The sequence below is a fragment of the Streptomyces capoamus genome (genome assembly GCF_014654935.1).
Classification (GTDB): Bacteria; Actinomycetota; Actinomycetes; order Streptomycetales; family Streptomycetaceae; genus Streptomyces; species Streptomyces capoamus.
Genome location: NZ_BNBF01000046.1, coordinates 1 through 10,667, shown reverse-complemented (window position 1 = coordinate 10,667; position 10,667 = coordinate 1). Strand labels below are relative to the sequence as shown.

Here is a 10,667-nt window from a genome sequence, read left to right as displayed (position 1 = left end):
CCGGTACGGCGCTGTCGATGGCGTACGCCACGAGCAGCGGGCCCGCCTGCACCGCCGCCTGCTGGAGCAGCAGCAGGAGCGTGGTGAGGGCGACGCGGCCCTTCATGGGCGCCAGCAGCGAGCGCAGCAGGGCGGCCGTGGCGCCGGGCGGGGTGGGCAGGGCGTCCCGGTCGAAGGGGTCGCCGCCGCCCGTGTCCCGGGGGCGGTCCGGGTCGTCGTCCGCGACGGCCGGGGTGGAGGCGGTCGTACTGGTCAACGGGAGTCCTCCTGTTCCCCGGACATCAGGTGGGCGTACTCGGCGTTGTCGCGCAGCAGTTCCTGGTGGGTGCCGACGGCCGCGATCCGGCCGCCGGAGAGCAGGGCGACCCGGTCGGCCAGCAGCACCGTGGACGGGCGGTGGGCCACGATCAGGGCGGTGGTGTCGGCGAGGACCCGGCGCAGCGCGGCCTCGACGGCGGCCTCCGTGTGCACGTCGAGGGCGGACAGCGGGTCGTCCAGCACCAGGAACCCGGGCCGGCCGACCACCGCGCGGGCCAGCGCCAGGCGCTGGCGCTGGCCGCCGGACAGGCTCAGGCCCTGCTCTCCGACGCGGGTGTCGGTGCCCTGCGGGAGGCGGTGCGCGAAGTCGGCCTGGGCGATGGCCAGGGCCCGGTCGAGTTCCGGCCGTCCGGCCCCGTCCGGGGCGCCCATCAGCACGTTCTCGCCGACGCTCGCCGAGAACAGGGTGGGTTCCTCGAAGGCGACGGCGACCTTGATGCGCAGTTCCTCGCGGGACATCGCGGTGATGTCCACCCCGTCCAGGGTGATCCGGCCCGAGGTGACCTCGTGCAGCCGGGGGACGAGCGCGGTGAGGGTCGTCTTGCCGCTGCCGGTGGCTCCCACGAGGGCCATGGACTCGCCGGGGCGGATGTGGAGGTCGACGTGGCTCAGGAGGGGCGGGGAGCCGGGGGGTGCGTCGGGGTAGCGGAAGGAGACGTCCTCGAACCGCAGTCCCGGCACGCCCCCCGTGCGCGGGCGGGCGTCGCCGTTCCCGGCCGCCTGCTCCTCCGGCACCTCGTCGCGCACCTCGAAGTACCGTTCGGTCGCGGTGGCCGCCTCCTGGCTCATCGCCAGCAGGAACCCGATGGAGTCGACCGGCCACCGCAGCGCGAGCGCCGTGCTGAGGAAGGCGACCAGCGTGCCCGCGGACAGCTCCCCGTCGGCCACCCGAACCGTGCCCAGCACCAGCGCCGCCCCGATGGCCACCTCGGGCAGGGTCACGATGACCGCCCAGATGGTGGCCAGCAGCCGCGCCTTGTGCAGTTCCGTGCCGCGCAGCCGGCCCGTCAGGTCCCGGAACGCGCGGGCCTGGCTGCGGTGGCGGCCGAAGCCCTTGATGACGCGGATGCCGAGGACGCTCTCCTCGACCACCGTGGTCAGGTCGCCGACCTGGTCCTGGGCGCGGCGCGCCACCTGCGCGTACCGCCGTTCGAAGACGACGCAGGTCCACAGCACGGGGACCGCGGGCCCGAGGATGACCAGGCCCAGCACCCAGTCCTGCACCAGCATGATGACCACGCCGACGACGATGGTGACGCCGTTGACGAGCAGGAACGTCAGCGGGAAGGCGAGGAACATGCGCAGCAGCATCAGGTCGGTCGTGGCCCGGGAGAGCAGCTGACCGGAGGCCCAGCGGTCGTGGAAGGCGACCGGCAGCCGCTGCAGCCGCCGGTACAGGTCCGCCCGCATCTCCGCCTCGACGTGCGACAGCGGCCGGGCCACGAGCCGGCGCCGCAGGCCGAACAGGAGCGCCTCGGCGAGGCCGAGCAGGAGCAGGTACAGCGCGCCGAGCCACACCCCCGCCGGGTCCCGGTCGGCGACCGGCCCGTCCACCAGCCACTTCAGGACCAGCGGGATCACCAGACCGGTGCAGGAGGCGACGACCGCCACGAACGCGGCGGCGAGCAGCCGGGCGCGGACCGGGCGCACGTAGGGCCACAGCCGGAGCAGGGTGCGGACGGCGGAGCGGTCGGTGGTTGCACGTGTCGAGGGCATCAGACGCGAGCGTACGGACCGGGACCGGCATCGCCCACCGAGTTTCGGCCGCACGGCGGTGCCGGCCGTCGGCGCGACGAGTCCGCGCAGTGGCCGGGAGTCCGGTTACCGAACAGGAACATCCGGTCAACGAACCGTTTTTGGCCAAGTTCCTGACGCGGTCCTGACAGATGGGGAGATCTCCTGCCACTCTTCCCATGCCGACTCACAGCAACCCCACAGTTACTGCGCGCACGGGTGAGCCGGCTCCGCACCCGCACACGGCTTTCGCACCGCCCAGTTCTGCCCGGACGTCCCAACCCACCGTCCGGTCTCCCCTGGCCGCGCGACCCGCGGTCATGCAGAAGGAGTCAGTGTTGAGAAGCATTTCCTCTCGCGGACGCACCTCCCACACCTCGCACCCCAGAACCGCCACCGTCGCCCTCGCCGGCGTCGCCGCCCTGATCGCCGCCGCCGTCCAGTCCGGAACGGCCACCGCGGCCCCGGCGAAGCCGCCGGCCGGGAAGGCCGACCCGGCCCACACCGCCGTCGCCCTCACGCCCTCGCAGCGCGCCGAGCTGGTCCGGCACGCCGACGCGGACACGGCGGCAGCGGCCCGCCGGCTCGGGCTGGGTGCCCGGGAGAAGCTGGTGGTCAAGGACGTCGTCAAGGACGGCGACGGCACGCTGCACACCCGGTACGAGCGGACGTACGCGGGCCTGCCGGTGCTCGGCGGGGACCTGGTCGTGACCACCGCGACGTCCGGCAAGACGATGGAGGTGGTCCGGGCCACCGGCGCCACGCTGAAGCTCGCCGGCCTCACCCCGGCCGTGTCGAAGGCCGCGGCCCAGCGCCAGGCCGTGCGGCGGGCGGAGGCGCTCGGCGCGACCGCACCGAAGGCGGAGAGCGTCCGCAAGGCGGTCTGGGCGGCGGCCGGCAAGCCCGTGCTGGCGTACGAGACGGTCGTCGGCGGGCTCCAGGACGACGGCACCCCGAACCAGTTGCACGTCGTCACGGACGCGGCCACCGGCAAGAAGCTGTTCGAGTACCAGGGGATCAGGACCGGCATCGGCAACACCCAGTACAGCGGGCAGGTCTCGCTGACCACGACGCAGTCGGGCTCGACCTACACGCTCACCGACGGGGCGCGCGGCGGCCACAAGACGTACAACCTCAACCACGGCACCTCCGGCACCGGCACGCTGTTCTCGCAGTCCTCCGACACCTGGGGCAACGGGACCAACTCCAACGCCGCCACCGCGGGCGCGGACGCCCACTACGGCGCCGCGCTGACCTGGGACTACTACAAGAGCACGTTCGGCCGCACCGGCATCAAGAACAACGGTGTCGGCGCCTACTCCCGGGTGCACTACGGCAACTCGTACGTCAACGCGTTCTGGGACGACGGCTGCTTCTGCATGACCTACGGCGACGGCTCCGGCAACGCCAAGCCGCTGACCTCGATCGACGTCGCGGGCCACGAGATGAGCCACGGCGTCACCTCCGCCACCGCCAACCTCAACTACAGCGGCGAGTCCGGCGGCCTGAACGAGGCGACCAGCGACATCATGGCCGCCGGCGTGGAGTTCTTCGCGAACAACACCGCCGACCCCGGTGACTACCTGGTCGGCGAGAAGATCGACATCAACGGCAACGGCACCCCGCTGCGCTACATGGACAAGCCCAGCAAGGACGGCGCGTCCAAGGACAACTGGTACTCGGGCATCGGCGGCGTCGACGTGCACTACTCGTCCGGCCCGGCGAACCACCTCTTCTACCTGCTGAGCGAGGGCAGCGGCGCCAAGGTGATCAACGGCGTCAGCTACAACTCGCCCACCGCGGACGGCCTTCCGGTCACCGGCATCGGCCGGGACAAGGCGCTGCAGATCTGGTACCGGGCGCTGACCACCAAGTGGACCTCCACCACCAACTACGCGGGCGCCCGCACCGGCACGCTGGCGGCGGCCGGCGAGCTGTACGGCACCTCCAGCACCGAGTACAAGGCGGTGCAGGACGCCTGGGCGGGCGTGGGGGTCGGGTCGCGCTCCGGTGGCGGCGGGGGCGGCGGCACCTCGTACGAGAACACCACGCCGGTGTCCGTCCCGGACAACGGCCCCGCGGTCACCTCGGCCATCACCGTCTCCGGCCGGACCGGCAACGCGCCGAGCAACCTCCAGGTCTCGGTCGACATCACCCACACCTGGCGGGGCGACCTGGTGATCGACCTCGTCGGCCCCTCGGGCACCGCCTACCGGCTGAAGAACTTCAGCTCCTCGGACTCGGCGGACGACGTCAACGAGACCTACACGGTCAACGCCTCGACGGAATCGGCCAACGGCACCTGGAAGCTGCGGGTGCAGGATCAGGCCACCTACGACACCGGGACGATCAACAGCTGGAAGCTGACCTTCCCGTAAGCCGAAGGCCTGAAGCCCGGAATCACGGCGCTGTTCGAGGGTGCAGCACCCTCGGGCAGCGCCCGTTCACACTGCCGAAACGTTCACCTGAAGGTCGAGTTTCGGCCAACATCACTTCAGGGTCATGACATGTACGCGCCCCTGATGTCACTCTCTCTCCACCGCCGCAGCAGCACCGCAACTTCCCACCCCACACAGTCGGCCAGTAACCCCACGCTGACCGGACTCCCCACGAGAAGGAGCTTCTGTGAGCCCCCTCTACGCGCGTCGTAAGCGCACCACTCTGGCCATCGCCACCGCCGTCGCGGCCGGAGCCCTGCTCGCCACCGGTGTGACCACCAGCGCCACCGCCCAGCCGGCGGCCGGCCCCCTCGCGGCGGCCCCGACCCAGCTGTCCACGGCGGCCCGCACCACCCTCCTCCAGCAGGCGCAGGCCGGCGCGGCCGACACCGCCCACCGGATAGGCCTCGGCGCCAAGGAGAAGCTCGTCGTCAAGGACGTCGTCAAGGACGTCGACGGCACCCTCCACACCCGCTACGAGCGCACCTACGCGGGCCTGCCCGTGCTCGGCGGCGACCTGATCGTGCACACCGCCAAGTCGGGCAGGACCGAGGGCGTCACCAAGGCGGCCAAGTCCGCCATCAAGATCTCCTCGCTCAAGCCGCAGATCACCGCGGCGAAGGCCGAGAAGCAGGCGGTGTCCGCCGCCAAGACGCTGGGTTCCGCCAAGACCACCGCGGACGGCGCCCGCAAGGTGATCTGGGCCGGCTCCGGCAAGCCCGTCCTCGCCTACGAGACGGTCGTCGGCGGCCTCCAGGACGACGGCACCCCCAACCAGCTGCACGTCATCACCGACGCGGCCACCGGCAAGAAGCTCTACGAGTACCAGGGCATCGAGAACGCGACCGGCAAGACGCTGTACTCCGGCACGGTCACCCTCAACTCGGTGCAGTCGGGCTCGACGTACCAGCTCACCGACACCGCGCGGGGCAACCACAAGACGTACAACCTGGCCCGCAAGACGTCCGGCACGGGCACCCTGGTGGCCAGCTCGACCAACGTCTTCGGCACCGGTACCGCCTCGACCTCCTCCTCGGACCAGACCGCGGCCGCCGACGCCGCCTACGGCGCGGCCGAGACCTGGGACTTCTACAAGAGCACGTTCGGCCGCAGCGGCATCAAGAACAACGGCGTCGGCGCCTACTCCCGCGTGCACTACGGCAACGCCTACGTGAACGCGTTCTGGGACGACAGCTGCTTCTGCATGACCTACGGCGACGGCTCCGGCAACGTCGACCCGCTGACCTCCCTGGACGTCGCGGGCCACGAGATGAGCCACGGTGTCACCGCCAACACCGCGGGCCTGAACTACTCGGGCGAGTCCGGCGGCCTGAACGAGGCCACCTCCGACATCTTCGGCACCGGCGTGGAGTTCTTCGCGAACAACGCGTCCGACCCCGGTGACTACCTCATCGGCGAGAAGATCGACATCAACGGCGACGGCAGCCCGCTGCGCTACATGGACAAGCCCAGCAAGGACGGCGGCTCGGCGGACTACTGGTCCTCCTCCGTCGGCAACCTGGACGTCCACTACTCGTCCGGCGTCGCGAACCACTTCTTCTACCTCCTCTCGGAGGGCAGCGGTTCGAAGACGATCAACGGCGTGACCTACAACTCGCCGACGTACAACGGCTCCGCCGTCACCGGCATCGGCCGCGCCAAGGCGCTGCAGATCTGGTACAAGGCGCTGACCACGTACATGACCTCGACGACCAACTACAAGGCCGCCCGCACGGCGACCCTGAACGCGGCGTCGGCGCTGTACGGCTCCACCAGCACCGAGTACAAGGCGGTCGCCGCGGCCTGGTCCGCGGTCAACGTCGCCTAGTCACCACCGACTCGGCACGGGGCGGCACCCGGGAAGCAGGTCTTCCGGGTGCCGCCCTACCCTTGTGACCCATGTCTTCGGTGCCCTTCTCCTACGAGCCGGTCGGTGCGACCCGCGACGATCCGACGTGCTGCCCGCCCGGCTTCCGCCCCATGCTCGTCCGCACCCGCCTCGGCGAGGGCCACGAGGTCTTCCACCGAGCCGCCGAAGCGGTCCTGACCTGGGAGATGCACCGCGAGCTGGGCGTCGGCATCGACGCCACCGCCGACCGTGCGGCCCCCGGCGTCGACGTCACCGTCACCCTGGCCGGCGTCATAAAGGCCCCCTGCCGCATCATATGGACGGCCGAGGAACCCCGCCGCGCCGGCTGGGCGTACGGCACCCTCCAGGGCCACCCCGAATGCGGCGAGGAGGCCTTCCTCGTCGACCGCACCGGCGACGGCACGGTCTGGCTCACCGTGGCGGCCTTCAGCAGGCCCGCCAAGTGGTACGCCCGCGCGGGCGGCCCGGCCACCCGCGGCCTCCAGCACGCCTACGCCCGCCGCTGCGGGGCGGTACTGAAGCGCCTGTGCGCGGGCCTGCCCGAGGCCTGACCCGGCGGGCGACGCTCCGCGTCCCGCCCCGCATCACACCGGTGTGATCAGCCGCTCCCGCGTGCCACCCCGCACGTCACCGCAGCACCATGCCCGCTGCCTCCCCCACCTCCTCCGACGGTACGGCCAGCAGGCCCAGTTCGGCGGCGGAGGCGAGGCGGGGGTGACTGGGCAGGATGCGGACCGTGTAGCCGTAGGGGCCGGTGCGGTCGAGGGAGAGGGGGCCCTCGTAGAGGAGGCGGCCCTCCAGGTCGGGGGCGCCGGTCGGCTTGAGCGGCACCACCGTGGCGTCCGCGATGCGGTCCTCGGCGTCCACCCGGCCGGACACCGCCTGGACCTCCACGTCGTCCGGGGTCAGCGAGCCGAGGGCCACCCGGACGCGCAGGCCGACCGTCGTGCCCAGTTCCGCGGTGGCGCCCGTCGCCGTCGTCTCCACGTGGTCCACGCTCACCGAGGACCAGGCCGTCCGCACCCGGGCCTTCCAGGCGGCCAGCTCGCTCGCCGTGTCCGGGGTCAGTGCGCGGTGCGCCTGCGCGGCGGGGACGTAGAGCCGGTCGACGTACTCGCGGACCATGCGGCCCGCCAGCACCTTGGGGCCCAGCAGGGAGAGGGTCTGGCGGACCATCTCGATCCAGCGGTCGGGCAGGCCGGCCCGTCCGCGCTCGTAGAAGCCCGGGGCGACCCGCTGTTCGAGCAGGTCGTACAGGGCCGCCGCCTCGATGTCGTCGCGGCGGTCGGGGTCGGTGCCGGCGCCGTCCGCGGTCGGGATGGCCCAGCCGAAGTCCGGCTGGAACCATTCGTCCCACCAGCCGTCCAGGACGGAGAGGTTCAGACAGCCGTTCAGGGCCGCCTTCATCCCCGAGGTGCCGCAGGCCTCCAGTGGCCGCAGGGGGTTGTTCAGCCAGACGTCGCAGCCGGGGTAGAGCTTCTGCGCCATCGCCATGCCGTAGTCGGGCAGGAAGACGATGCGGTGGCGGACCCGCGGGTCGTCGGCGAAGCGGACCAGTTCCTGCACCAGGCGCTTGCCGCCGTCGTCCGCCGGGTGCGCCTTGCCCGCGACCACGAGCTGCACCGGGTGCTCGGGGTGCAGCAGCAGCTCCATCAGGCGGTCCCGGTCGCGCAGCATCAGCGTCAGGCGCTTGTAGGAGGGGACCCGGCGGGCGAAGCCGATGGTCAGGACGTCCGGGTCCAGCACCCCGTCGATCCAGCCCAACTCCGCGTCGCCCGCGCCGCGTTGCCGCCACGACGCCCGCAGCCGCTCGCGCACCTCCAGCACCAGCTGTTCGCGCAGGGTCCGGCGCAGCTCCCAGATCTCCTGGTCGGAGACGTCCGCGACCGAGTCCCAGCGCTCGGAGCCGCCGACGGTCAGCGCGTCCTCGGCCCGCTGGGCGCCGAGCTGCCGGGCGCCGAGCCGCAGCACCTCCGGCGCCACCCAGGTCGGCGCGTGCACCCCGTTGGTCACGGAGGTGATCGGCACCTCCTCGGGGTCGAATCCCGGCCACAGCCCGGCGAACATGTCCCGGCTGACCTGACCGTGCAGCAGGGACACCCCGTTGGCCCGCTGGGCCAGCCGCAGCCCCATCACGGCCATGTTGAACAGGTTGGGCTCGCCGCCCGGGTAGGTCTCCATGCCCAGCGCCAGGATCCGCTGCACGTCGATGCCGGGCAGTTCGGCGTCGGGGCCGAAGTGCCGGCCGACCAGTTCCCGGTCGAAGCGGTCGATGCCGGCCGGGACCGGGGTGTGCGTGGTGAACACCGTGCCGCCCCGCACGGCCTCCAGCGCCGAGTCGAAGTCCAGGCCGGACGCGCACAGTTCGGCGATCCGTTCCAGGCCGAGGAAGCCGGCGTGCCCCTCGTTGGTGTGGAACACCTCCGGCTCCGGGTGCCCGGTGAGCCGGCAGTACGTCCGTACGGCCCGCACACCTCCTATGCCGAGCAGCATCTCCTGCAGCAGCCGGTGCTCGCCGCCGCCGCCGTAGAGCCGGTCGGTCACCCCGCGTTCGCCGAGTTCGTTCTCCTCCACGTCCGAGTCGAGCAGCAGCAGCGGCACCCGGCCCACCTGGGCCAGCCAGATCCGGGCGCGCAGCGCCTTGCCGCCGGGCAGCGCGAGGGAGACCCGCGCCGGCGTGCCGTCGGCCTCCTTCAGCTGGGTGAGCGGCAGTTCGTTGGGGTCGAGCACGGGGTAGTGCTCCTGCTGCCAGCCGTCCCGGGAGAGGGTCTGCCGGAAGTACCCGTGCCGGTACAGCAGTCCCACGCCGATGAGCGGCACCCCGAGGTCGCTGGCCGCCTTCAGATGGTCGCCGGCGAGGATGCCGAGGCCGCCGGAGTACTGCGGGAGCGCGGCGGTGATGCCGAACTCGGGCGAGAAGTAGGCGACGGCCCGGGGCAGGCCGTCGGCCTGCCCCTGGTACCAGCGGTCGCCGGTCAGGTAGTCGTCGAGGTCGTCGGCGGCCGCGGTGAGCCGGCGCAGGAACCGCCGGTCCCCGGCCAGTTCGGCCAGCCGTGCCGGTCGCACGCCGCCCAGCAGCCGGACCGGATCGCCACCGCTGCGGGCCCAGCCCTCCGGACTGACGGACTGGAACAGGTCGCGTGTTTCCGCATGCCAGGACCAGCGCAGATTGCGCGCCAGGTCACTCAGCGGCCGGAGGGGGTCGGGGAGTACGGGACGGACGGTGAACCGACGGATCGCCTTCACATTCCACCTCGGGACGCGTTCGCGGGGTGAGACGCACGGCGCTGTGCGTCTCGTCGTCGTCTTCGACGGTAGTGGTTACCGCGCGGTCGGTGGGGACGTACCGGCCGGGGGTGTCGCAACCGCTGCGGGTGTCGCGGCCGGCGGGGCGTCAAGACCCGCTCCGGGGGCACCCGGAGGAAAGGGGCCGGTCTTGGGGGTGGACGTACGCGTGAGTAGTTAACAAAGTGCCGGATTGCCCACCCGAACCGGGTGGGAAGGCTCCTCCGGTACACACCCCACAGGCGCACCACTGCACTTCCGCAGGACCCACCTCCCCCTATCCAATCCGCCACACCGACGTCGAAGCGGACAGGAGCGGTCATGCCCGCGACGCACCACTCGTCAGGACCCACGACAACCAGCAAGACCAAGGGAGCAGGAAAGAGGACGACGGGGAGGAAGGGCGCGGCACCGGCCTCCGCCGGCCCGTCCGCGACCGGGGAACGGTCCTCCCCGCAGCCGGCCACCGCCCTGGGCCGCATCCCCGTCCTGGACGTACGGCCCGTGGTCCAGCACGGGCGCAGGCCGGCGAAGGCGGTGGCCGGGGAGTCGTTCGAGGTGTCGGCCACCGTGTTCCGGGAGGGCCACGACGCCGTAGCGGCGAACGTGGTGCTGCGGGACCCGGCGGGCCGGGCCGGGCCCTGGACGCCGATGCGGGAACTCGCCCCCGGCACCGACCGCTGGGGCGCCACGGTCACGGCGGGCGAACCCGGCCGCTGGACGTACACCGTGGAGGCCTGGTCGGACCCGCTCGGCACCTGGCGGCACCACGCCCGGATCAAGATCCCCGCCGGGATCGACACGGACCTGGTGCTGGCGGAGGGCGCCGAGCTGTACGAGCGGGCCGCCGCCGGGGTCCCCGAGGAGGACCGGGCGCCCGTCCTGGAGGCGGTGGCGGCGCTGCGGGACGAGCAGCGCCCGGCCGCCTGGCGGCTGGCGGCGGCCCTGGCGCCGGAGGTGGAGGCGGTGCTGGCCCGTCATCCGCTGCGGGAGCTGGTCACCGCGTCGGACGCGATGCCGCT

General features: G+C 72.3%; 6 protein-coding genes and 1 pseudogene. 4 read left to right on the top strand and 3 right to left on the bottom strand.

Annotation, left to right across the window (positions count from 1 at the left end; genetic code table 11):
- Nucleotides 1-256: pseudogene (locus tag IE312_RS43495) on the bottom strand (ABC transporter ATP-binding protein); the annotation flags it as partial.
- On the bottom strand, nucleotides 253-2,034 hold the full coding sequence (locus tag IE312_RS36935) for an ABC transporter ATP-binding protein (RefSeq protein ID WP_189986695.1): 1,782 nt from the start codon (nucleotides 2,032-2,034) through the stop codon (nucleotides 253-255). The pseudogene IE312_RS43495 and the gene IE312_RS36935, both read right to left, overlap by 4 nt.
- A 356-nt stretch (nucleotides 2,035-2,390) precedes the next feature.
- Between IE312_RS36935 and IE312_RS36930 the strand changes: the two genes are divergently transcribed.
- From IE312_RS36930 to IE312_RS36920, 3 genes are all read left to right on the top strand, one after another.
- Entirely contained in the window at nucleotides 2,391-4,430 is a 2,040-nt protein-coding gene (locus tag IE312_RS36930) for a M4 family metallopeptidase (protein WP_189986694.1), read from the top strand.
- Between the two features lie 247 nt (nucleotides 4,431-4,677).
- Complete coding sequence (locus tag IE312_RS36925) at nucleotides 4,678-6,318, top strand: M4 family metallopeptidase (RefSeq protein WP_189986693.1); 1,641 nt, start codon at nucleotides 4,678-4,680, stop codon at nucleotides 6,316-6,318.
- 71 nt (nucleotides 6,319-6,389) lie between these two features.
- Nucleotides 6,390-6,911, top strand: coding sequence for a DUF1990 domain-containing protein (locus tag IE312_RS36920; protein ID WP_189986692.1), 522 nt, complete (start codon nucleotides 6,390-6,392; stop codon nucleotides 6,909-6,911).
- A 76-nt stretch (nucleotides 6,912-6,987) separates the two neighbouring features.
- Here the strand turns inward: IE312_RS36920 and IE312_RS36915 are convergent, their stop codons facing one another.
- On the bottom strand, nucleotides 6,988-9,606 hold the full coding sequence (locus tag IE312_RS36915) for a glycosyltransferase family 1 protein (RefSeq protein ID WP_189986691.1): 2,619 nt from the start codon (nucleotides 9,604-9,606) through the stop codon (nucleotides 6,988-6,990).
- 360 nt (nucleotides 9,607-9,966) lie between these two features.
- On the opposite strand from IE312_RS36915, the gene IE312_RS36910 reads away from it, so the two are divergent.
- On the top strand, nucleotides 9,967-10,667 hold a 701-nt coding region (locus tag IE312_RS36910; protein WP_189986690.1), incomplete at its 3' end, for a maltotransferase domain-containing protein.

What these genes read in the sequence shown, in the direction of transcription:
- IE312_RS36935 (WP_189986695.1), bottom strand. Translation starts at nt 2,034, where the DNA reads ATGCCCTCGACACGTGCAACCACCGACCGCTCCGCCGTCCGCACCCTG.
- IE312_RS36920 (WP_189986692.1), top strand. Translation starts at nt 6,390, where the DNA reads ATGTCTTCGGTGCCCTTCTCCTACGAGCCGGTCGGTGCGACCCGCGAC.